The 23046-nt window shown below is 47.9% G+C and carries 20 protein-coding genes; all 20 read left to right on the plus strand.

Translation table 11 applies throughout. The features are described from left to right. Nucleotides 1-51 precede the first annotated feature (51 nt). The 20 genes from lgt to AC1S8V_RS00845 all read left to right on the plus strand — a co-directional run bounded on the left by lgt (nt 52) and on the right by AC1S8V_RS00845 (nt 22982). Entirely contained in the window at nt 52-1077 is a 1026-nt protein-coding gene (gene lgt, locus AC1S8V_RS00750; protein WP_482072048.1) for a prolipoprotein diacylglyceryl transferase, read from the plus strand. A 6-nt stretch (nt 1078-1083) separates the two neighbouring features. Further along, nucleotides 1084-1740, plus strand: a complete 657-nt coding sequence (ppaX, locus tag AC1S8V_RS00755; protein ID WP_017691276.1) for a pyrophosphatase PpaX — start codon at nt 1084-1086, stop codon at nt 1738-1740. Then, on the plus strand, nt 1737-2279 hold the full coding sequence (locus AC1S8V_RS00760) for an acyltransferase (protein WP_482072049.1): 543 nt from the start codon (nt 1737-1739) through the stop codon (nt 2277-2279). The genes ppaX and AC1S8V_RS00760 overlap by 4 nt, the downstream gene beginning before the upstream one ends. A 402-nt stretch (nt 2280-2681) precedes the next feature. Beyond that, nucleotides 2682-3881, plus strand: coding sequence for an ATP phosphoribosyltransferase regulatory subunit (locus tag AC1S8V_RS00765; RefSeq protein ID WP_482072050.1), 1200 nt, complete (start codon nt 2682-2684; stop codon nt 3879-3881). Between the two features lies 1 nt (nt 3882). Beyond that, nucleotides 3883-4542, plus strand: coding sequence for an ATP phosphoribosyltransferase (gene hisG / locus AC1S8V_RS00770; protein ID WP_091012003.1), 660 nt, complete (start codon nt 3883-3885; stop codon nt 4540-4542). A 115-nt stretch (nt 4543-4657) separates the two neighbouring features. Next, nucleotides 4658-5962 (plus strand): histidinol dehydrogenase, encoded by a 1305-nt coding sequence (hisD, locus tag AC1S8V_RS00775; RefSeq protein WP_076333454.1) that lies wholly within the window; start codon nt 4658-4660, stop codon nt 5960-5962. Beyond that, on the plus strand, nt 5955-6584 hold the full coding sequence (gene hisB, locus AC1S8V_RS00780) for an imidazoleglycerol-phosphate dehydratase HisB (RefSeq protein WP_482072051.1): 630 nt from the start codon (nt 5955-5957) through the stop codon (nt 6582-6584). The genes hisD and hisB overlap by 8 nt, the downstream gene beginning before the upstream one ends. A gap of 3 nt (nt 6585-6587) precedes the next feature. Then, nucleotides 6588-7214, plus strand: a complete 627-nt coding sequence (hisH, locus tag AC1S8V_RS00785; protein WP_482072052.1) for an imidazole glycerol phosphate synthase subunit HisH — start codon at nt 6588-6590, stop codon at nt 7212-7214. A 63-nt stretch (nt 7215-7277) separates the two neighbouring features. Beyond that, a complete protein-coding gene (gene hisA / locus AC1S8V_RS00790) occupies nt 7278-8012 on the plus strand; it encodes a 1-(5-phosphoribosyl)-5-[(5-phosphoribosylamino)methylideneamino]imidazole-4-carboxamide isomerase (RefSeq protein WP_482072053.1) in 735 nt (244 codons plus the stop codon). 30 nt (nt 8013-8042) lie between these two features. Continuing rightward, on the plus strand, nt 8043-8804 hold the full coding sequence (gene hisF / locus AC1S8V_RS00795) for an imidazole glycerol phosphate synthase subunit HisF (RefSeq protein WP_017691268.1): 762 nt from the start codon (nt 8043-8045) through the stop codon (nt 8802-8804). Further along, on the plus strand, nt 8797-9525 hold the full coding sequence (gene hisIE / locus AC1S8V_RS00800) for a bifunctional phosphoribosyl-AMP cyclohydrolase/phosphoribosyl-ATP diphosphatase HisIE (protein WP_482072054.1): 729 nt from the start codon (nt 8797-8799) through the stop codon (nt 9523-9525). The genes hisF and hisIE overlap by 8 nt, the downstream gene beginning before the upstream one ends. A 12-nt stretch (nt 9526-9537) precedes the next feature. After that, nucleotides 9538-10362: a histidinol-phosphatase HisJ gene (gene hisJ / locus AC1S8V_RS00805; RefSeq protein ID WP_482072055.1), complete on the plus strand. Its 825-nt coding sequence runs from the start codon at nt 9538-9540 to the stop codon at nt 10360-10362. An 80-nt stretch (nt 10363-10442) separates the two neighbouring features. Then, a complete protein-coding gene (locus AC1S8V_RS00810) occupies nt 10443-11390 on the plus strand; it encodes a ribose-phosphate diphosphokinase (RefSeq protein WP_482072056.1) in 948 nt (315 codons plus the stop codon). A 254-nt stretch (nt 11391-11644) separates the two neighbouring features. Then, nucleotides 11645-13906, plus strand: a complete 2262-nt coding sequence (locus tag AC1S8V_RS00815; protein ID WP_482072057.1) for a helix-turn-helix domain-containing protein — start codon at nt 11645-11647, stop codon at nt 13904-13906. 403 nt (nt 13907-14309) lie between these two features. Further along, on the plus strand, nt 14310-15899 hold the full coding sequence (locus AC1S8V_RS00820; protein ID WP_482072058.1) for an extracellular solute-binding protein: 1590 nt from the start codon (nt 14310-14312) through the stop codon (nt 15897-15899). A 131-nt stretch (nt 15900-16030) separates the two neighbouring features. Next, nucleotides 16031-16930 (plus strand): ABC transporter permease, encoded by a 900-nt coding sequence (locus AC1S8V_RS00825; RefSeq protein ID WP_062837760.1) that lies wholly within the window; start codon nt 16031-16033, stop codon nt 16928-16930. A 70-nt stretch (nt 16931-17000) separates the two neighbouring features. Continuing rightward, the gene (locus AC1S8V_RS00830; RefSeq protein WP_062837759.1) at nt 17001-17873 is read left to right on the plus strand and encodes a carbohydrate ABC transporter permease; all 873 of its coding nucleotides are present in this window, start codon (nt 17001-17003) and stop codon (nt 17871-17873) included. Nucleotides 17874-17923: 50 nt separating this feature from the next. After that, nucleotides 17924-18874 carry a sugar phosphate isomerase/epimerase family protein gene (locus AC1S8V_RS00835; RefSeq protein WP_482072059.1) on the plus strand — a complete coding sequence of 317 codons (951 nt, stop codon included), beginning with the start codon at nt 17924-17926 and terminating at the stop codon, nt 18872-18874. A 264-nt stretch (nt 18875-19138) separates the two neighbouring features. Next, the gene (locus AC1S8V_RS00840; protein ID WP_482072060.1) at nt 19139-20890 is read left to right on the plus strand and encodes a hypothetical protein; all 1752 of its coding nucleotides are present in this window, start codon (nt 19139-19141) and stop codon (nt 20888-20890) included. 358 nt (nt 20891-21248) lie between these two features. Further along, complete coding sequence (locus tag AC1S8V_RS00845; protein WP_482072061.1) at nt 21249-22982, plus strand: tetratricopeptide repeat protein; 1734 nt, start codon at nt 21249-21251, stop codon at nt 22980-22982. Nucleotides 22983-23046 lie beyond the last annotated feature (64 nt).

Here is a 23046-nt window from a genome sequence, read left to right on the forward strand (position 1 = left end):
CCAACCCTTCGTCATGCGTGCGATTGATCGAATTTATAGGAGTGTGAATAAATGGATACATTATTACTGTTGAACCCGATCGCGTTCTCTATTGGGGCGTTAAAGGTTCACTGGTACGGGCTTATTCTTGGTGCCGCGGCACTTGTAGGACTATTGCTCGTGATCCGGGAGGGTAAACGATACAATATCCCGCAGGAAGTGTTCATGGACATGGTTCTGTTGGGTGTGCCATCTGCCATCATTGGTGCCCGCATCTACTACGTAGCATTTAAATGGGAAGATTATAAGGATAATTTCTGGGATGTCTTTAAAATATGGAATGGCGGTATCGCCATCTATGGCGCACTTATCGGTGCCATCATCTGTGCAGTCATTTTCTTCCGTCGTAAAGGGTATAACTTCTGGCGTATGGCCGATATCTGTGCGCCTGGACTGATTGTTGGACAGTTGATTGGTCGCTGGGGGAATTTTGTGAACCAGGAAGCCTACGGCGGTCCTGTGGAAGAATCATTTTTGAGAGACAAGCTTCATCTGCCAGACTTTATTGTGAATCAAATGAACATAGACGGCGTGTTCCACCATCCTGCGTTTTTGTATGAATCGATGTGGAGTCTGGTTGGTCTGGTTTTGCTGCTGGTTCTGCGTCGTCAGAAGTTTCTGCGTTCAGGCGAACTGTTCATGTCTTATTTCATCTGGTACTCCATCGGTCGCTTCTTTATTGAAGCTTTGCGTACGGACAGTTTGGGCTTCCAGGCTCCACAGTGGGTTGTTTCATTAGTGAACGGGTTGTGGTCTCCAATGACTGCAATGGGCTTTGAACAAGGGTATCTTGATCCTGCATACGGTAACGTAAGAATCTCGCAACTGCTCGCTATTGGCATCATTATTGTTGCTGTTGTATTCATTGTCGTGAGAAGAGTGACAGGCAAAGCGGATGTTCGCTACAGTGATCCGATTGTATCGTCCAAAGTTCCTGCAGATGATATGGAGCATACGGGAACGGTTGCTGGTAAAGAGAATAAGGTAACACCTCCAGCCAAAGATGATCCGAAGCAAGTTGATGATAAAAAGGAGTAATGCAACATGATTGACACGGTATTGTTCGATCTGGATGGAACGATTATTGATACCAATGAGCTGATTATCAGCTCATTCCAGCATGTCATGGGGGGATGGGAGCATTCGGCTCCATGGACACGGGAACAGATCATTCCGCATATGGGTGGCACACTGGAGCAGCAAATGCGTACCTTCTCTGGCCAGGAGGAAGTCTCCGAGTACGTCAAAGGTTACCGCGCCTATAATGATATCCATCATGAAGCGATGGTTAGACCTTTTCCACATGTTATTGAGGTAGTTGAAGCTCTACATCAGGCTGGTATTGTGATGGGTGTAGTCACAACCAAAATTCGTCCATCTACGTTAAAGGTGCTGGAACGTTTTGACCTACTGAAATATATGAAGACAATTGTAACAGTGACCGATGTGACGAATCCGAAGCCGCACGCTGAACCTGTACTGAAAGCCATGACGGAACTGGGTGCAGATCCTGCCAAAACGTTAATGGTGGGTGACAGTCCGGTGGATATCCAATCGGCTCAAAATGCGGGCGCTCTTTCGGCGGGGGTTGCATGGTCTCTTAAAGGGGAAACAATCCTGAACGGATATGGACCCGATCATATGTTACATGACATGAGAGACTTGTTGAAACTCATCCGTATTGAAACGGGACGTTCATGAGAAAAGTAACCCGCTATCCGGTAGAGGGCCAGAATGCACTTTGGCATATCTACAAGACAGTGAGTCCGTGGAAGGGCGTTCGTAATTTTATCTGGATCCAGTTGTCCCGCTACTGTCCGATTCTATCGGTGAAGAACTGGATTTACCGCCGAATGCTCGGTATGAAGGTGGGAAAACACACGGCCTTTGGCCTGATGGTGATGGTGGATGTGTTCTTTCCGGAGAAAATAACGGTCGGCGAAAACTCGGTTATCGGTTACAACACAACGATTCTCGCTCATGAGTATCTCATTAAGGAGTACAGGCTCGGTGAGGTGATTATCGGGGAAAATGTACTGATTGGTGCCAATACAACGATTCTGCCTGGGGTAACCATAGGGGATGGAGCCGTTGTAGCTGCTGGAGCTGTCGTACATAAGGATGTTGCACCAGGAGCTTTTGTTGGAGGTAATCCGCTGCGTGATTTATCACGTTCGGCAGCTTCTGCTGAAGAGACTTTCTTTAACATGGATGATTCTTCTCAGGGTAGTGTGCATTAAGTCAATAAAGTAATGATGAATATGAATCAACGAAGATGACTCGAAGTAAAAAGCTGCTGATGGCAGCTTTTTTCGTATATAAATACCGATTGGCGGGCGTAACGGTGTGTAGATAAAACGATATATCGATCCAAGGGCAATCAAGCTTTGGTATTGTTGACGGTAGTGCGGATTTCATGTTATCATATCCCATATCCTTTAGTTTGTTAGCACTTTACCATGTGAAAGTATTCTTAGGGAAATTAAGCATGATAAAGATTGAACTAAACCATTAGTTGAAGGCTTATGCGATAATACTGTGATTCAGGTTTATAAGATAGAATGGGGATTTACACTACATAAATCCTGTTGAAATAGAACGAGTGCGACTCTTAAATTACTGACTCGGGGTGAATATTACCAATGTCCAAACCAAAAGGATTTGAAAAACCGACCGGATTCCGCGACTATACACCACATGTAGTATCCAAGCTGCGGATGATTGAGCGGAATGTACTGGATTGTATGGAACGCTGGGGTTACCGTCAGATCATCACACCAACGATTGAATACTACGACACGGTAGGTGTAGCAAGCTCTACATCAGATCGCAAATTATTTAAATTGCTGAATAGCCGGGGAACCACGCTGGTGCTGAGATCGGATTTAACGGCTCCGATTGCACGCGTAGTTTCGTCCATGCTCAAAGATGAGCAGTTACCGCTGCGTCTTTCTTACCATGCGAACGTATTCCGTTCCATTGAAGAGGAAGCTGGACGTGAGGCGGAATTCTTCCAGACAGGCGTGGAGCTGGTCGGGGACGATTCACCTGAAGCGGATGCAGAAGTTGTTGCTTTAGCAATTGCCTCTTTGCAGGCAGCGGGAGTATCTTCTTTTAAAATAGCAATGGGTCATATGGGATTCCTAAACGGATTATTGGAGGAAGTGATTCCAGGCCGGACCGCTGAACAGGAGCAATTGAAGGAGGGGCTGCTCGGACGTGATTATGTCGGCTATCGCCAGTCCATTGAAGCATTGAATCTGGAACCTAAGCTGAAAGAACAGCTTGAAGCGATCCTGCGTCTGCGCGGGGGCAAGGAAGTATGCACTCATGCGGCAGAGCTATGTTCGAGCGCTGAAGCAGCTCAATCGATTGCACATCTGTGTGCAGTATTCGAAGTGTTGGAGGCTTACGGTGTATCCGAGCATGTACTGATTGATCTGACGATGATCGGTGACTTCTCCTATTATACGGGCATGACGTTTGAAGGGTATGCGGCAGAACTGGGATCACCTGTATGTAGCGGCGGAAGGTATGATAATCTGTTACAACAGTTTGGGCGCTCGTTGCCAGCTACAGGGTTTGCACTGAAAACCAACCGAATTATTGATGGCGTTCATGGCATTATCATTGAAGAGAAAAAACCAATACTTATCCAATATAGCCCGAAACGTCGGGCCGAGGCACTAACAGAAGCAGCAAGATTACGCAGTATGGGTCAAAATGTAGTGACACTCCTCCTTCCTGTTGACGGAGCTGAGGGAAATGCTGTATCGGGTGGAGCAACAACTGTTCAGGCAGAGCAGGTTATTACTTACGGATCTGAAGAAGGAGGACGCTAAGATGTCGGATATTCTGAAGGTGGCCATGCCGAAGGGCCGAATCTATAAAAAAGCCTCCAAATTGTTCCGTGAAGCGGGGCTGGATATTCCAGAAGACGTGGATGATACACGCAGACTGGTCATTGAAGTACCGGAAGCGGGAATGGAATTCATCATGGCAAAGCCCGTAGATGTTCCAACGTATGTGGAGTACGGTGTTGCCGATATCGGAATTGTCGGTAAAGACGTGCTGCTGGAGGAAGATCGGGATGTGTACGAACTGTTGAATCTGGGAATCGCCCAGTGCCGTATGTCTGTGATCGGACTTCCAGACTGGAAGCCAGGCATCCAGCAACGTGTTGCAACGAAGTATCCGAGAATTGCCTCGCAGTATTTCCGGGAGCAGGGGCAGCAGGTTGAGGTGATCAAGCTGAATGGTTCCATTGAGCTTGCACCTTTGATTGGTCTGGCAGACCGGATTGTCGATCTGGTGGAGACAGGTCAGACGCTGCGCGAGAACGGATTGGTGGAGATGACAGGCATTCTGGACATCACCAGCCGTCTTATCGCCAATCGGGTAAGTTATCGGATGAAAAATGCACGAATTCAGGCCTTGTGTGATGCACTTCAGCAGGTCATTCCGGCTTCGAATGAGATTTCGGCGGGAAGCCTTCGGGGATAAACTACTGTGTCAGAAACATAGATGAGAAACATGCAAAGCAAAGGTAAGAAACACAACAAAGAAACGACTCGGCCATAAGAAGGCAGGCATTACAGGGGATAAGGAGGTTGTACGTATGAAAATTGTACCTGCACGGGATTTTGATCTGAAGCGGGAAGTGGAGTATGGCACGCCAGAGCAAAATGAAACGGTACGGCGTATTGTCAGCGACATTCGCCGTGAGGGTGATGCGGCCTTGCTGCGTTACACGGAGCAGCTGGACCGCACGAAGCTGACGGCCGCGGAACTGCGCGTGCCGCAGGAAGAGCTGCAGGCGGCTTATGCAGCCGTGGAGCCATCCTTTGTGACGGCGATTCGGCAAGCCGCCGCCAACATTCGCGCGTTTCATGAGAAGCAGAAACGCAATTCTTGGATGGATTGGCAGCCGGACGGCAGCCTGCTGGGCCAGGTCATCCGACCGCTGAAGCGGGTCGGTGTCTATGTACCTGGCGGCAAAGCAGCGTATCCATCGTCTGTGCTGATGAATGTGATTCCGGCACAGGTGGCAGGCGTGCCGGAGATTGTTCTCGTGACGCCGCCGTCTACGAACGGCGGCGAAGGCATTAACCCGTACATTCTCGTCGCTGCTGCGGAAGCAGGCGTGAGCGAGATGTACCGGGTTGGCGGCGCTCAGGCCATCGCCGCCCTCGCTTACGGCACGGAGAGCATTGCCCCGGTCGACAAGATCTGTGGACCGGGCAATATTTACGTGGCGCTCGCGAAGCGCGAGGTTTACGGTGCGGTCGATATCGATAGTATCGCCGGGCCGAGTGAGATTGTGGTGCTCGCCGATGATACGGCGAATCCGGTCTATGTCGCCGCGGACCTGTTGTCGCAGGCGGAACATGACGAGATGGCATCGGCCATTCTCGTCACGAATTCGGCCACGCTGGCGGAAGCCGTGCAGGGCGAAGTGCAGCGGCAGCTTGAAGTGCTGCCGCGTCGCGATATCGCTGCTGCTTCGGTAGAGCAGTATGGCGCCATTATTGTGGTCGATTCCATCGATGAGGGAATCGACGTGGTGAACCGGCTCGCACCGGAGCATCTGGAGATCATGGTGCAGGAGCCGATGGCTTACGCTGGCCGGATCGAGAATGCCGGCGCGATCTTCCTCGGCCCGTACAGCTCGGAGCCGGTAGGGGATTACTTTGCCGGACCAAATCACATTATTCCGACCAATGGAACTGCGCGATTCAGTTCGCCAGTGGACGTGGATGATTTTATCAAGAAATCGAGCCTGATCTATTATAGTAAAGAAGCGCTGCTGCAGAACGGAGCGGCTATTATAGAGTTGGCCCGCCATGAGGGTCTTGAAGGGCATGCCCGTGCAATCGCTGTACGGTTAGAACAGGAAGGAAAGGCGGAATCGGACAATGGATAAGCAAAATAATGGTGTGGAACTTGAAAACAAAGGCGTGGTGCGCCAAGCAGAGGTTGACCGCAAAACTAACGAGACCAATATCCAATTGGCTTTTACTGTAGATGGAACTGGGCAATCCACGATTGAGACGGATGTACCCTTCCTGAACCATATGCTGGATCTGTTCACGAAGCATGGACAATTCGACCTGAACGTGCAGGCTCGCGGAGATATCGACATCGATGATCACCATACGGTTGAAGACATCGGAATCTGTCTCGGACAGACGTTGCGAGAAGCATTGGGTGACAAACGTGGTATCAAGCGTTACGCCAGTGTTTTTGTACCGATGGACGAGGCGCTTGCTCAAGTCATTATCGATGTGAGTAACCGACCTCACTTTGAATATCGTGCAGAATACCCTTCCCAACAGGTAGGCAGTTTCTCCACGGAGCTGGTACATGAATTCCTGTGGAAATTGGCGCTGGAAGCTCGGATTACGTTGCATGTCATTGTGCACTATGGCCAGAACACCCACCACATGATTGAAGCGATCTTTAAGGCATTGGGACGTGCACTGGATGAGGCAACGATGATTGATCCACGTGTAATGGGTGTGCCTTCCACGAAGGGAGTGCTGTAGACGATGGCGATTGCAATTGTCGATTACGGTATGGGTAACCTGCACAGCGTCGGCAAAGCGGTCGAACGTCTTGGCTACGAAGCGCTGGTCACGGGTGACCGGGAAGAGACTCTTGGCGCAGATGGTGTCATTCTGCCAGGCGTAGGTGCTTTTGGTGATGCGATGGTTCATCTGCGGGAGAGTGGACTGGATACGGTGGTGAAGGAAGCCGCTGCCGGGTCCAAGCCACTGCTCGGTATCTGTCTGGGGATGCAGTTGTTGTTCAGCTCAAGTGAAGAGCATGGCGAGCATGAGGGACTGGATATTTTGCCAGGTAAGGTGGTGCGTTTCGCACCAGGAGAGCTGAAGGTTCCACATATGGGATGGAACCGGTTGGAATTCCTGCACGCGGAAAATCCGCTATTTACGGGGCTTGATGCAGGTCACGTCTATTTTGTCCATTCCTATCATGCGCTTACTGAAAACAGGGACGATCTGCTGGCGGTAACGGATTACGGACATCCGGTGACAGCCATTGTAGGCAGAGGGTCCAACTTCGGCATGCAATTCCACCCGGAGAAAAGTGGAGAGCTTGGCATGAAGCTGCTCGGCAACTTTCTGGCTCTGACAGGAGCGCCTGTACAAAGGTAAAGCAATCATCTCTTCTTAACTATAGAAAGCGCACAAATCTAATTCATATTCAGGAGGCCTTGTATGTCATCTTTTATCCTATATCCGGCGATTGATATCCGGGACGGCAAATGTGTAAGACTGGTGCAGGGAGATTATAATCAGGAGACCGTGTATAACGATGACCCGGTTCAAGTGGCTCTATCCTGGGAGAAGCAAGGCGGTACATACGTTCATCTAGTGGACCTGGATGGTGCCAAAGCGGGGCATCCCGTTAATGATGAACTAATCGGACGGATTGCCGCGGCTGTGAACGTACCCGTTCAGGTTGGTGGCGGACTTCGTACGGTAGCGGATGTAGAACGTTTGCTGGGTCTGGGTGTTAGTCGGCTCATCATTGGAACAGCAGCGATTGAAGATCGTACTTTTACAGAGGAAGTACTGGGACGTTATGGGGATAAAGTGGCAATTGGTATCGACGCTCGTAATGGTTATGTGGCAACCCGCGGATGGCTTGAAACATCGGAAGTACAGGCAGAGGTACTTGCAAAGGAATTGGCGGCATATGGGGCAGAAACGTTTATCTTTACGGATATTTCCCGTGATGGCATGATGCAGGGTCCTAATGTGGAAGCGATTGTGTCTCTAGCCAAGGCAAGCGGACGGACAGTTATTGCTTCCGGCGGTGTGAGTGTAATGGATGATCTGCTTCGTCTGAGTCGCCACGCGGATGATGGTGTTGGTGGAGCAATCGTGGGTAAAGCACTGTATACGGGAAGCATCGATCTGTCTGAAGCAGTACGTGCGGTAAATAAGTAAGGGATATTCGGATAGAGAGGAAGAGGTAGCATGCTGGCAAAAAGAATCATCCCCTGTCTGGACGTGAAGGACGGCCGGGTCGTCAAAGGCGTCAACTTCGTTAATCTCCGCGATGCGGGTGATCCGGTAGAGCTGGCGGCACTATATGACCGCGAGGGCGCGGACGAATTGGTATTTCTCGATATCTCCGCTTCGGTAGAAGGTCGCGAAACGATGGAAGAAGTCGTGCGGCAGACGGCGGGCGAGATCGCTATTCCCTTTACGGTAGGGGGTGGCATCTCCAAGGTAGAGGACATGAAGCGGATTCTCCGTGCAGGAGCGGATAAAATTGCAGTGAATACAGCGGCGGTACTTAACCCGCAGTTGATTGCAGATGGTGCACGTCGCTTTGGCTCGCAGTGTATCGTGGTAGCGATCGATGCCAAGTATAACGAAGCTTGGGGCGAGTGGGAAGTCTATACCCATGGTGGACGGAAACCCTCCGGGATCAAGGCGCTGGAATGGGTTAAACAGGCTGAGAGCTTGGGCGCGGGGGAGATTCTTCTCACAAGTATGGACGCGGACGGAACGAAAGACGGCTTCGATCTGAAGCTGACGGCAGCGGTATCCGAATCTGTGCGTATTCCAGTCATCGCATCGGGCGGTGCGGGCAAGGAATCTCATTTCTATGATGTATTCACCACAGGCAAAGCGGACGCAGGTCTGGCCGCAACAATTTTCCATTACAAAGAAATCGCCGTACCGGCGTTAAAACAACATTTGAGAGAACAAGGGGTGGAGATCCGTGACTAAAGTGAGCGATGAAATCAAGGAACAGCTATCCTTGGAACAGGTTGTGGAACACATTCGTTGGAGTGACGGTTTGGTTCCTGCTATTGTGCAGGATGTGGATACACGGGAAGTCTTAATGATGGCTTATATGAATCGTGAATCCCTGAAGTTGTCGCTAGAATCCGGTGAAACCTGGTTCTGGTCACGCTCGCGTCAGGAGTTGTGGCATAAAGGTGCAACATCCGGCAACGTGCAGACGATTACTTCCCTGAAATATGATTGTGACGGTGATACCTTGTTGGTTGAGGTCAAACCCAATGGTCCTGCTTGCCATACAGGTGCGGTATCTTGTTTCCATAATGAGATCATTGGTTTGCCAGAGAATTCGGCGGACAAGGCTTCGGATGGAACGGGTGCGACTGCTGCAAACTCCAGTTCCGAAAGTCGCTTTGAGGTATTGGCTGAACTGGAATCCGTTATTGCAGAGCGTGAACGTGAGCGCCCTGAGGGTGCATATACAACGTATTTGTTCGAAAAAGGTGTAGATAAAATCCTGAAAAAAATCGGTGAAGAAGCGTCCGAGACGATCATCGCCGCCAAAAATAAAGATAATGACGAGCTTCGCCTGGAAGTCAGTGACTTGATGTATCACCTGCTCGTCCTGTTGCAAGAGCGCAAGCTGCCGCTGGACGATATTATGTCAGAGCTGAGCCGCCGTCATGAACGGCCTCGCCGCGATTAGGAGGCGAGTTACGTGCGTATAGACTATCACACACACCATGAGCGGTGTGGACATGCAGTCGGCAAACTGGAGGAATATGTGCAGCGCGGTGTGGAGATCGGATTATCCCAAATTGGGTTGTCCGATCACATGCCATTGTTGCATGTCGATCCGGCTCAATATTATCCGGAAATGGCGATGCCTATGGATGAACTGCCGCGTTACGTAGAGGAGTGTTTCTCCCTGAAAGAACGTTACCGTGGGCAGATTGACGTACGTGTTGGTCTGGAAGGTGACTATATTGAAGGCTGTGAAACAGAGATCCGTGCGATCATTGAGCGTTATCCATGGGATTATGTGATTGGCTCCGTTCATTTCCTCGGGGAATGGGACATTACGGATTTCCGCCAGACCCATCACTGGGAGGGCAAAGACATCCTTGAAGTATATCGTCAGTACTATGATGCCGTAAGCAAGGCAGCTGCGACGGGCATGTACGATATTATGGGCCATACGGATGTCATTAAACGGTTTGGCTTTGTTCCTTCAGCGGAGCAGACTGAAGAACGTATCTCACTGGAGGACGCAGCGCTGCAGGCTATCGCAACAAGTGGCTGTGCCATGGAGCTGAATGCATCCGGGTTATCGAAACCGTGTGCAGAGATGTTTCCTAGTCGCAGAATGCTGACGGAAGCTATTTGCTTGGGGATTCCATTAACCATGGGCTCTGATGCACATGACCCAATGAAGCTGGGCGATTATTTGACTGAAGCTGAAGCACTTTTACGTGAGTTGGGCTGTACGGAAGTCGCTGTTTTCGAAGGCCGTCATCGCTCGTTCATTCCTTTAAATGTATAAGCCAGTGGAGTATAATGAGGGTAGGAAATAACCTTTTAGATAAGGGATTATATAGGGACTTCAACCCTCGGGAGGGCATTATGCAGCATTCGTTACGTATTTTTTCCGGTTCATCGAACCCTAAGCTGGCAGAACAGGTATGTGACAAGCTGGGAGTACAACTGGGCAAGATCAAGCTGTCCCGGTTCAAGAGCGGAGAAATATACGTTCATTATGAAGAAACAATCCGTAATTGTGATGTGTTTCTAATACAGTCGTTGTCTCATCCGATCAATGAGCTGTTTGTCGAGCTGTTGGTGATGATTGATGCCGCAAAGAGGGCTTCAGCGCGCACCGTGAACATCATTGTTCCGTATTACGGCTATGCTCGTCAAGAGCGTAAATCCGCTCCACGGGAACCGATCTCGGCCAAGATGGTAGCAGATGTATTAACTACGGCTGGCGCCAATCGAGTGGTAACGATCGACCTGCACGCAGCGGCCATTCAGGGATTCTTCAACATTCCGGTTGACCATATGACATCACTGGATCTGATTAGTGATTATTTGTTAAGCAAAGGAATTGAGAACCCTGTTGTAGTCTCCCCGGATGCGGGACGAGCATCGATGGCAGAGAAGCTGGCGAACCGTCTGGATTCTCCATTTGCCATTATGATCAAGAAACGTCCAAGCCATAATGAATCGGTGATTACCCATGTCATTGGTGATGTAGAAGGACGGACACCTATTATTATTGAGGATCTGATCGACACCGGAACAACCATTCTGAATGTTGTGGAAGGTTTGAAGGAACGTGGCTCCAAAAATGTATATGTATGTGCAACACACGGATTGTTCTCGGATGGGGCAGTAAGTAAATTGAATCACCCGTCAATTGAAGAGGTGGTAGTTACGGACTCGATCGCACTGCCAGATGACCACCCTGAATGCTTCAAAGTGTTACCCGTTGCGCCAATGCTGGCCCGCGCCATACGCATTATTGTGGATGGTGGCTCCATGGCCACATTGTTTAAGGATTCTGGCATTTAGAGCATCGAGGATATAACGGTGTGCTGCCAGATGAACTGTTCCGTGTCTGAGTTGTTGTCTGCTCAGCACGGTTTTTTTGTTTTGGCTCTTTGAATTCAATTCTTGCTTTGCTGCTCAGAGGCTTGTGCTATAATAACATAAAATCAGTTATGATAGCGTTATCATATGGTATTCAGCCCCTAAGGTGAGATGGATGCTGAACAGTAGAACCACGGCTGAGAACATTGGCATCGTGGAGTGAGGAGTGGGGTCTATTGTCTCGTAATTGGTACTACCGGTTACTGTTCTCGTATTTCCCAATTTTTTTTCTTACGGTGACCATACTCATATTCATCGCGTTTGTCTTCATTAATGATATCTCTAAGGAGGAAACGAAAAAAGCAGACCGGATCTCCTCCAGTTATATGATAGATACGGTGGATCGCACAATCAGGGATATTGAACTATCCGTCCTGGAAACGGTACAGAGTCAGCAGGCATACAGACTCTATTTTAATAACACAAACCAGACCAGCTCGGACACAGTGTATGCAATTGCGCAGAGTTTACGTGAGCTAACCAATTCGTCCTCATGGATTCAATCCATCTATCTATATGACAAGCGAAATAAACATGTTCTGACCGTAAGTGGTTCCAGAGAAGCGGAAAGTTTCTCGGATAAGGCATGGATTGATCAGATGGGTACCGGGTCTATCGCTTCAGGCTGGCAGCCGGTCCGAGAATTCGATGCGGACTCTGGTCAACGTACCCCTATTCGCGTATTAACCGTGAACAAGGACATGCCTTTGCCTTTTGGCTCTCAGGGCACATTGGTCATTAATATCAAGATGAGCAGCATTGAACAGAGTGTAGATAGTATGGTCAATGGGCAACTGTCGTTTCTGACAATTACGGATCGGGACGGTAAGGTTGTGTATAATGCACATTCGGATCAAGAGGGCTCGATAGATGGCCAGGAACTGAATACGCTACCGCTAGAAAGACTGGGCTGGACAATATCCAGTGGAATTAAGGCCGGCAACTTATTTGGCTGGGTATCTGTCGTGTCTTATGTGTGGGTAATCATTGCTATTGTGACTGTCATCTGTGCGATTGTGTATATCGTGTATATTACTCGCCGTAACTATAAACCCATTCAGATCATCATGAACCGGATTGAGTCTCATCAGATTCGGGCGTTTGAACACTCGGGTGCTCGCACGGATGAGATGAAGATGATTGATGGTGTGCTTGAGAATCTGATTAATCATATGATGGATTATGACAAGAAAAGCAGGGAAAATGTACTCATGCAGCGTAGCAAGTTATTCAATGCCCTGTTGCATGGTGAACACATGGAAAACGCAGCAGAGCAATTAAAAGAACTCTCTCCGCTGAATGACGTGCATGACTCGTCGCGTTTTGTCGTTGTTGTTGGAGAGATTAACCGTTATGAGAAGGGATTTCAGGAGAGGTACACGAGAGGTGAACAAAATACGCTGAAGTTTGCCTTGATGAACGTTTTGCAAGAGCTGTCACGTAATACGGGAGTTCAATGCTGGACGGAATGGATTAGTGTGGATCAGATTGCAATCCTTTTTGTGTTCAAAGAACAGAATGATAGCAACTTGGATATGTCTGGGCAGATTCGTGTTGTAGCTGAGGAATGCAAATCTTGGGTAGAACAAAATCTACGCATTTCTTTAAGCTTTGGCATTGGACCTATTGCTCAGGGAATCGGTACAATACGAGATTCCTATGCGGCCGCAGAAGCGGTAATGCAACGCAAACTGTTGATGAATGGAGATGTCGGCCAAGCCGACTGTGGCGAACCACAGCATCCTTTGCTGGATACCTATACCTATCTGCAGATGATTGCGGACTTTGTTAAGCGGTTCCGGATGTCGAGTGGACAGTGGCGGGAACAGTTGGAGGAGATCTTTACAGCATTTGAAAAGAACAAACTGCCCGATGATGAGATTCGTTCTCTGATTCAGGCCATGTTACAGATGCTTAGCCGAGAGGTGGCCATGATGTCGGAAGGACTCCAGGAAGAACTGTCCGAAGAAAACATCAACAGATGGTTGAGTGCTGTGGAAGAGGCAGAGACGCTTACGGATGTGAAAAGTCTTTTGTTCGATGGTCTGACGGACTTGTTCAGAACGTATGTAGCGGTAACGGAAACCAAGAGTTACAAAGCAATGGTCAACGAAATGAAAAATTATATCGAAGAACAGTTTGCGAATCCGGATCTTTCATTGAAACATCTGAGCGACCGATTCCAGATCACGGGCAAACATGCGAGTTATTTGTTCAAGACAGAATTCAACATGAAGTTTGTTGATTTTGTTACAGAGCTTCGCATGAAGGAGACGGAGCAGCTTCTGCTCAATACTGATTACTCTTTGCAGGATATTGCCCTGAAGGTTGGGTATGCAAATGGAATTACGTTGGGACGTGTATTTAAGCGGGTAACGGGCATTACACCAGGAGATTATCGTCGTTTGAAACGTGAACATCGAGAACCCGAAGAGTAACGCAATTATGATCATATTCTGAGATCTGTACATCAGGATACCACAGGGTGAATTTCATGCAGTCACTTTCCACTAGGAGAGCAGGCTTGCAGAGGTTCGCCCTGTTTTCGCAGGATAGAAGCTAATATTCCTGTTTTTTCTCCGTTTACGAATATAGGCAGTGTGTGAAAATGGTTTATCCGAATTGGGACAGGCAGTTCCGAGTCGTGAGGCGTTGAGAGCCGTCACAGCCTAGCGCGGCGCAGCTTTGGGAAAATAATCAGTCTGCGAAAATGGGCTTAACACATAAACTAAATTCCGTTTGTAAGCGCTTCCGAAATTGGTTTATTGCTAGAGTTCCGAAAGATGTGGAATACTCGGAGCAAGCCTTAAACATTCACGCAAAGTAAAAGGGGATGACTAAATGACAAGAACAACAACCACAGGGAAAACGAAGAAATGGGTAGGTTTGGCGCTTACGATGATAATGGGAGTTTCGTTGCTGGCAGGATGTTCTTCACCATCCAATCAAGAGTCGGCAGAAGGCGGGGCAACAACTGATGGTGAGCGTGTTACTTTGAAAGTGGAGGTTTTCGATCGTGGTAACAGTCCTTCTCCACATACGATCACGAACAACTACTTAACTAAATTTGTTCAAGAGAAATTCGGCGATCCGAATAACATTGATGTGCAATTCGTACCTGTTCAACGTTCAGAAGAAACAACCAAGCTCAACGTGTTAATGGCCAGTCCCAGCGACGTTCCAGATATTGTGTTTGTATACGACTCCAGTGTGTTCTACCGTTATGCTCAGCAAGGTGGTCTAACTGACGTAGGTGAACTTCTTAATGAACATGCACCTAACTTAAAAGAATATCTCGGCGAAGACCTGTTGAAATTTGGTCAGCTTGAAGGTCAGCAATTCGCTATTCCAGGTAAACGTGCCATTACGGCTCGTTACAACTCATATATTCGCCAGGATTGGCTAGATAAAGTCGGCATGAATGCTCCAACAACAACGGATGAGCTGTACGAAACGTTGAAAGCATTCAAAGAGAAAGATCCGGGCAATCTGGGCAGCAAAAACATCCCAATGGGTATGGCACTTGCCCCAGCGCAGTACGAAACATTGATTTACTCCTTTATTAAACCCGTACAAGATGGGCTTACGTACAGTCAGCGTTACGAGCTACCATTGCATGATGGCTTCAAAGATGCGATGCAGTTCCTTAACAAGCTTTACAATGAAGGTCTGATCAGCAAAGACTTCAGTCTTGATGAAGAAAAAACGCAATTGGTCAAAGACTTCCAGAACGGTAATATTGGCTACATGTCTGAGGACGTAGGTCAGATTCTGTATGCAGATGGTATGCTTGATAATTTGTCCAAAAATGTACCGGATAGCAAAGTTGTAGCAGTTGACGCTTACACCAACTCAAATGTGGACAACAAACACATCAAATCACGTTATGGCAGCAACGGTATGTACATCATGATTCCAAAAAGCAGCAAACGTTCGGTTGAAGCAGTGAAATACCTAGACTGGATGGCTTCTGGAACGAACTTGCTGGAGATGAACACCGGTGTCGAAGGTGAAAATTACGATAAGGTTGATGGTGTTCCAGTTGTTAAAGATGATGCACCACAGGATGTCAAAGATCGTGTCTACAACGGTGGTGACATGGCCATCATTGCCAACGGTAAAGTAGTTGGAGATCAGGCAGCCAATGAAGCCGCATGGATTGCAGGCTTCCCAGAACGTAACCAAGAGCTGATGAGACAGTCCATTGATATCGCTAATACTGATACGATCGGACCGGTTATCTTCAGCAAACCAATTGAAGCAGAATCTAAATATGGTACAGCGCTAAATGATAAGTTGAAAGTGCTTATTGTGAAAACTGCAATGGCTAAACCGGCAGACTTCGAAGCGGTATATGAAAAAGAAATAAATGATTTCATGTCACTGGGTGGCACAGAACTGAAGAAAGAGCTTGAAGCAGCACTTCAGTAAGCGTTATCAAATAAACAGGTTCATCTTGTGATTACTAAATCAATATGTAATTTACCGCATAACTTTGAAGGAACGTGTGCCGCCGAACTTAAGCGGCACAGCCGTTTCTTTGTTGATAGGAGGAAACCGACTTGACGATCACATACTTGAAAAGGTATTGGCAATTGTACGCACTGATTTCCCTGCCTCTCATCTACTTTTTGATCTTTCGTTACGGACCAATGTACGGTGTACAGATTGCCTTTAAGGATTTTAACCTGTTTCAGGGAATCAACGGCAGTGAGTGGATCGGTTTCGATGCTTTTCGTGAGGTATTTGGAATGCGGGACTTCTACACCACATTGCGAAACACCTTCATGCTAAATTTCCTTGACCTGCTTGTTTCCTTCCCTGCTCCAATTATATTGGCCATCATGCTCTATGAAGTTCGATTCAAATGGTTCAAAAAAATATCGCAAACGATTCTGTACATTCCTCACTTTATCTCCTGGGTTATCATCGGGGGAATTGTATACCAATTGTTCGGCAATCAATCCGGTATGGTTAACGGTGTGTTGGAGAGTATGGGCTTGAATTCAATACCATTTTTGACAGAGAAAAACCCATGGCTTGTGACGTACCTGTTCACAGGTGTCTGGCAGAGTGCAGGATGGGGTACCATTCTTTATTTGGCGGCATTAACCGGTGTGAACAAGGAATTGTTTGAGGCTGCCGAGATTGACGGAGCTTCAAGACTGAAGAGAATCTGGCATATTACGTTGCCAAGTATTAAACCAACCATTGTGACCTTGCTCATTCTTAATCTCGGACATATGGTCAGCATCGGTTTTGATCGGCCTTATATTATCGGTAACACAGCCGTACGTGAATACTCAGATGTACTTAGTACTTTTGTATACAGGGTCGGCCTTGAATCAGGACAATACACGCTGGCAACTGTCGTAGGACTATTCCAGGCTGTTGTAGGGTTAATCTTTGTACTTGGCTCTAACTATATTTCGAAAAAGGCAACCGGCGAAGGCATTTTATAAGTTATCAAAGCATGAAAGATACGCCAATCGGCTTGTATGTATAGACCATCAGTAAAGGAGTTGTGCGCATATGAGTGAACGCACCTCAAATCGGATTTTTGATATCGTTAATATCTCCTTTATCAGTTTGTTTGTTATATTCTGTCTGGCTCCATTTTTGCACACCATTGCAATATCTCTAAGTTCTAACCGCGCCATTACTTCGGGAGAAGTGACCATTTTTCCTAAAGAATTTAACTGGGATGCGTATATCCAGGTATTCTCTGATCAATCCATGCTCTATTCACTGGGCTTTACGACTGTTTTGACTGTGGCAACGACAGTGTTGTGCATGTTATTCACACTTGCTGCTGCATACCCGCTAACCAAGAAAAAATTGAAAGGGCGCAAGCTCTTCATGTATGTCATCATCATTACGATGTTTTTCAGTGGCGGGATGATTCCCGAGTATTTGCTCATTCGTGATCTCAATATGCTTAATTCAGTCTGGGCACTGATCTTACCAGGACTTGTGAGTCCATTTAACCTGATTATCCTGATCTCATTCTTCAGAGGCATTCCTGAAAGTCTGGAAGAATCAGCAGAAATTGACGGCAGCTCACATGTACACACGTTATTCAAAATCATACTGCCATTATCCATGCCTGTACTTGCCACATTAGCGCTATTCTATGCGGTTGGTCGCTGGAATGGATTCCAGGATTCACTTTTGTATATTAATGATCCAAAGTTGTATCCACTACAATTGAAGCTCTTCCAAATGGTTCAAAACAACATGGTGAGTGAACTTACATTGATGGAAGGTGCTAACCGCACACCACTGACTCCGGAAAGTCTCAAGGCAGCCACAGTTGTATTCGCAACTGTACCCATTCTGCTTGTTTATCCGTGGCTGCAAAAGTATTTTGTCAGCGGTGCTATGCTTGGCGCGGTAAAAGGTTGATATAAAACTACGGGGCAAGCTCCAGCCAATGGGAAGGAGAAGGGAATCAGATGCAGCACATAGATAAGGGTATATATTCGTTCTCCACATGTTGGAATATCCGAAAACATGATGTCGGGGAAGATATGATTCGGGAGATTGCGGATCTCGGCTTTCGTCGGGTGGAGCTCAATTATAATGTGACGAAGGAGATGCTCACGACGATTGAGCCCATGATTGAGCGTGGAGAGATCGGAATTTCTAGTGTCCACAACACTTTTCCACATGACCCTGATCCCGATTATGGTACGGATTCCATCTTGCTCGGCTTCGAAGATGAAGTGAAACGTAAGCGGGCGATCGAATTGCTGGTAGAGTCGGCTGAATATGCCCAGCGTTATGGGGGAGAAGCTGTTGTTGTGCACCCCGGAGAGGTACCTTTTCCTGAGGATATCAGCAAAGACCTTGGAAAGCTCTATCACGAGGATGGTCCAGACTCACCGAAGTATCGCAGCAAATGGGCGGAACTGATGGAACGGCGGGAGGCACTCAGCTCAGGGTATGTGGAGAAAATTATCGCCAGTCTGGATGAAGTATGCAATCGGGCGGCAGCTAAAGGTCTGGATGTTCGTTTTGGCATCGAGACGAGATCCAGACCACAACAGATTCCTACCCTTGCCGAAGCCAAGACCATCATCACGGCCCTCAAAGGGGCTCCGGTTGGTATCTGGTACGATACGGGTCATGCCATCATGATGGACCGACTGGGTCTATATGATAGTGTGGGAGAAATGCAGGAACTGATGAATGATATCGTAGGGGTTCATATCCATGAGACACTTGGTCTCTCCGACCACTGGTGCCCTTATGTACACAGTAAGGACATGAATTTCTATGATGCCTATCTGCCGATGATTCGCCGGGCACAGGTGAAGGTATACGAGTTGAAGTCTGCCTGTAAGCCAGAAGAGATCCACGAGAGTCATGATTTGCTTATGAAGAAGCTTGAAGTGGCAGATTAGCAGAGTAGGAGCCGTGACATTAGGAACATTCTGCGTGTTCAAAGCGTGTGTTCAACGGCTGTTTTCTCGGTGATGAAAACACATAAAAATGTGGTGAAACAAGAACGGATTTTCTAGCGACTTTTGTAGAAATATGATATATACTGACGAGAAAAATGAACTCACGTTACGGGCGGTATGGGTAAGCAGCTTCCGGTCTGAATCGAAGAGCTGAAGCAACATACTTTCACATCGGGAGAATGCATTGGTATGGAGGGACTGCACATGTACAAACAACTGGTGGACAGTAATGACAGAGCGGTAGAAAGAGGCATATCCCGGCAGATGCTTGACCCGGAAAGCCGTTACTATGGAGGGACCATCGATCCCTACACAGGTGTTGCCTGGGTCAACCACACGACTGGAACACCCACGGATATGTGTTACTGGGGAGCTGCGCTCTCCAATCCGGACTCCATCTATTACCGGGATGAGGCGTTGTTAAATCGACTGCTGTTAGCTACGGAATTTGTACTCCGCTTCCAGCATGAAGACGGTTCAATATCGCCTGGCTGGACCAATTACCATTCCCCTCCGGATACTGCATTTGTCGTTGTAGGGTATTCACAGTTGTATCAGCTTCTTCAGCAGCAAGAATGGGAGCCGATTCAACCCGTATTGAACAATATGAGGCTGTTTCTGGAACGGACAATCCCAACCATGCTTACAGGAGGTTGTCATACGCCAAATCATCGCTGGGTGCTATGCGCGGCGCTTGGTTTCCTGCATGAACTATTTGATCTGGAGGAAGCTGTGCAGCGCGCAGAGCAGTGGATGGATGAAGGGATGGATATTACACCCGATGGGGAGTGGACGGAACGGAGCAATGGGATATACAGCGCAGTTAGCGACATCATGTTAATTCATGCCGCGCGCCTGCTTAATCGTCCTGAACTGCTTGAACCGGTGAGGCTCAATCTTCGTATGATGGTGTACCTTGTGCATCCTATGGGTGAAATTGTTACAGATTACTCAGGGCGACAGGATCTGGGCAGTGTTCATGATCTGTCACCTTATTATCTGCCGTATGCCATTTTGGCGCGCCTGGACGGTGATCCACTCTTTGCTGGCATGGCAGCCTGGGCGGGAGATACACTGACAGATCCGGGTGTATGCTCGGTGAATACGCTCGTTCGATTAATGCTTGAGCCGGAGCTTCAGCAGACAAATAATACACGTGATGCATTACCGGAACAGTATGAGGTCATGCTGAATGAACATTTTGTACGGGACGAATATCTGGAGCAGATGGATTCGGCAGGGCATCACGGACGTATCTCTCACAGTCGGATGCATACGGATTTTGGTGCTCCCGTAGCCCGAATTCGGGATGGCGCAACTAGCGTGACAGTGATGACAGAAGTTCCTTCCTTCTTCGCTCTTCGTCATGGCAAGTTGCGTCTGCTGGCTGTGCAACTGGCTTCATACTTTAATCCAGGGTATGTCCCTATGCAGCAAATGACAAGACTGTCCGAAGGGTATCAACTGACTGGCGAGCAGAAAAAAGGCTATTACGGCCCAGTCCCTGCGAACCTGCTGCCAGAATTGGCTGCATCAACCATCAGTCCATGGTACTTGCTACCTCATCAGAGCCGTCAGCTCACTCATGAGCAGACGTTCCGTGTAGGGGCAGAATTACAGCCAACGGAAAACGGATGGACCATGCATCTTTCGGGGCAGGAGCCGGAAGACATTATGATGCAGCTATCCTTTGTATTCGGAAGCGAAGGGGAGCTGACCTGTGAGGACGCGATTGAAACGAGTGAGGGTCACTACTTGTGGAAAGGCGGTACGTTACGCTATACCTGCGGAGAAGACTGGCTGGAGATTACTGGAGGCGAGTTGGGTCATCTGGCGGCAACGGTACGGGAGGCAAAACTGCCAGACAAGTGCAAGGTTGTGCTGGTCAATTTCATGACGCCGTTTGATAAGACCATTCATATTTCACTGTCTCCTTCGATGGCGTTGAAGAATTAAAGCCATTGAGGCTCCTTTCCTCGCACGTTAAACAAGGTCATCATTTTAGCTTTTGAGATTCAAGCGCTGTTCCTACATCATGGACTAATAACGAAAATTAGACCATGAGCTACACTCATCTTACCATAACCGAACCAAGCTATTAGAAGTCCTTAACCGACAAGGTTGGACTGAGGCGTTATAGCTAAAGAGAAGGTTTGTAAAAATAAAAGATGGCATTTCATCCGTGCATGATGGAATGTCGTCTTTATTTGCATTTTTTTCATAAACGACATGAAACTACATATTGAGAAGTGGGCCTTAAGATGTGGTATACTGAAGAGTATGAATGAAATGCAAAGAGGAGGTGCCTTGGGAGATGAAGGGCAAGCTAGTGCGGGCTGAGGGACACCTTGCCAATATTATACCGATTCACTTGGATGCTTCTTTCTTTTTTGAAAGAGCTGTCCGCTCGCTGGACCGTAATCATGTCGACAAGGCATTAAAATATTTTCGCAAAGCTGTTGAATACGAACCGGAAAATCCGGTGAATCATTGTAATATGGCGGGTATATTATCGGAGAAGGGGGATTACGAAGCCTCCAATGCCATTCTGGCTAACGTGCTGGAAGTGGTAGATCCGTCGATGACGGAATGTTATTTCTATATGGCGAACAATTATGCAAATATGGACCGGTTTGAGGAAGCCGAGCAAGCACTTGTTACCTACTTGGAGGAGGACACCCAGGGCCAGTTCATGACGGAAGCTGAAGAGATGATGGAGCTTCTGTACTATGAGCTGGATCGTCCGACCAAACTGAATCGAATCAAATCGCGCAAAGGTGTAGTGGAGCACGATCAGGCACGGGAACTATTGGAAGAAGGGAAATTTGCACAGGCTGCTGAGCTGCTCGAAGGCATGTCATCTGATTATCCTGATTACCTGGCTGCCCGTAACAATCTGGCACTCGCCTACTATTATATGGGGCTGTTTCCCAAAGCAAAAGAGACTATTGCGGAAGTGCTTGAACAGGAACCAGGTAACCTGCATGCACTTTGCAATCTCGCTATTTTCCATCAAAATGAGAACCGGGCTGATCAAGTGCTGCTTCTGATCAAAAAATTGCGTGTCATCGTGCCATTCCAGCACGAACAAGTCTACAAACTGGCTACAACGATGGGGATTCTGGGTCAGCACGATACGGCCTATGTTCATTTCCGTCGTTTACTTAAGGACGAAGAGACAGCTGGTGATCCGGCACTTGCTCACTATGCAGCAGTAGCAGCTTATAATACAGAGCGTTATGATGCTGCTGAGCGTCTATGGCATCATGTGTCCAAGCTTGATCCGGGTTCGGAAGTATCTCGATACTATCTGTCAGGTCTTGAGGCTGTACGGCAAGGCGAGCAAGAGCCGGAGAAGCTGAGTTATCACTATCATCTGCCATTTGATGAGCAGTTCAGACAGTGGGAGAACTATGGTAACGGGATACCTGAAGAAATGAAGAATGATCCACTGATTCGTTCATCGTTCTTCTGGGCTTTGCGTCATGGTGATCGGGCAACGAAGCTGCAGGTTATTCATGCGCTTGGAATGATCGGCGATTATGAGGTACAGCAGGCGCTACAATCTTTCATTGAAGAGCCAGGAGAAGAACCCGATTTACTTGAGGCAGCACGAGTTGTGCTGAACGGATTGAAATCGGTTGAACATGATGATCGGAATACTCAGGTGGTTCGAACCCTGTCTCCTGTAGCCTTGAAGTCCATTGGGAAAGCTCAATCCACATCAGAGCAAACGGAATCTCACTCCACTGCTCATTGGCAAGCTGTTGTTGATCGAGCACTGCAAATGTCTGAGGCAAAGGCCGAGTTGCAGCATGAGATGGAACGGATCTGGACGGATTATGTATCCCGGGTACATCCGGAGGTTCCGGGTACGAAGCAGATTGAGGGTTGGGCTGCAGGACTTGAATATTTGGCTGCAAAGAATCACAGTCGACCCGTCACCTATCAAAGCATAGCTGAGCGGTATGGGATATCGGCATCAACGGTTAGCAAATATGCCAAGCAGATCCATCGCGTGTGCAACAGTAACCCGCCACTTGTATAGAATGTTCAGTGTGCTTCAACTCGTTTTCAGAAAGACATCATCAGGTGAAGGATACAACAACCGG

Source organism: Paenibacillus sp. B46(2026), assembly GCF_056786355.1.

Excerpts from the sequence above, each read along its gene's own strand:
- lgt (WP_482072048.1), top strand. The coding sequence starts at position 52 with ATGGATACATTATTACTGTTGAACCCGATCGCGTTCTCTATTGGGGCG.
- ppaX (WP_017691276.1), top strand. The coding sequence starts at position 1,084 with ATGATTGACACGGTATTGTTCGATCTGGATGGAACGATTATTGATACC.
- AC1S8V_RS00760 (WP_482072049.1), top strand. The coding sequence starts at position 1,737 with ATGAGAAAAGTAACCCGCTATCCGGTAGAGGGCCAGAATGCACTTTGG.
- AC1S8V_RS00765 (WP_482072050.1), top strand. The coding sequence starts at position 2,682 with ATGTCCAAACCAAAAGGATTTGAAAAACCGACCGGATTCCGCGACTAT.
- hisG (WP_091012003.1), top strand. The coding sequence starts at position 3,883 with ATGTCGGATATTCTGAAGGTGGCCATGCCGAAGGGCCGAATCTATAAA.
- hisD (WP_076333454.1), top strand. The coding sequence starts at position 4,658 with ATGAAAATTGTACCTGCACGGGATTTTGATCTGAAGCGGGAAGTGGAG.
- hisB (WP_482072051.1), top strand. The coding sequence starts at position 5,955 with ATGGATAAGCAAAATAATGGTGTGGAACTTGAAAACAAAGGCGTGGTG.
- hisH (WP_482072052.1), top strand. The coding sequence starts at position 6,588 with ATGGCGATTGCAATTGTCGATTACGGTATGGGTAACCTGCACAGCGTC.
- hisA (WP_482072053.1), top strand. The coding sequence starts at position 7,278 with ATGTCATCTTTTATCCTATATCCGGCGATTGATATCCGGGACGGCAAA.
- hisF (WP_017691268.1), top strand. The coding sequence starts at position 8,043 with ATGCTGGCAAAAAGAATCATCCCCTGTCTGGACGTGAAGGACGGCCGG.
- AC1S8V_RS00810 (WP_482072056.1), top strand. The coding sequence starts at position 10,443 with ATGCAGCATTCGTTACGTATTTTTTCCGGTTCATCGAACCCTAAGCTG.
- AC1S8V_RS00820 (WP_482072058.1), top strand. The coding sequence starts at position 14,310 with ATGACAAGAACAACAACCACAGGGAAAACGAAGAAATGGGTAGGTTTG.
- AC1S8V_RS00830 (WP_062837759.1), top strand. The coding sequence starts at position 17,001 with ATGAGTGAACGCACCTCAAATCGGATTTTTGATATCGTTAATATCTCC.
- AC1S8V_RS00835 (WP_482072059.1), top strand. The coding sequence starts at position 17,924 with ATGCAGCACATAGATAAGGGTATATATTCGTTCTCCACATGTTGGAAT.
- AC1S8V_RS00840 (WP_482072060.1), top strand. The coding sequence starts at position 19,139 with ATGTACAAACAACTGGTGGACAGTAATGACAGAGCGGTAGAAAGAGGC.
- AC1S8V_RS00845 (WP_482072061.1), top strand. The coding sequence starts at position 21,249 with ATGAAGGGCAAGCTAGTGCGGGCTGAGGGACACCTTGCCAATATTATA.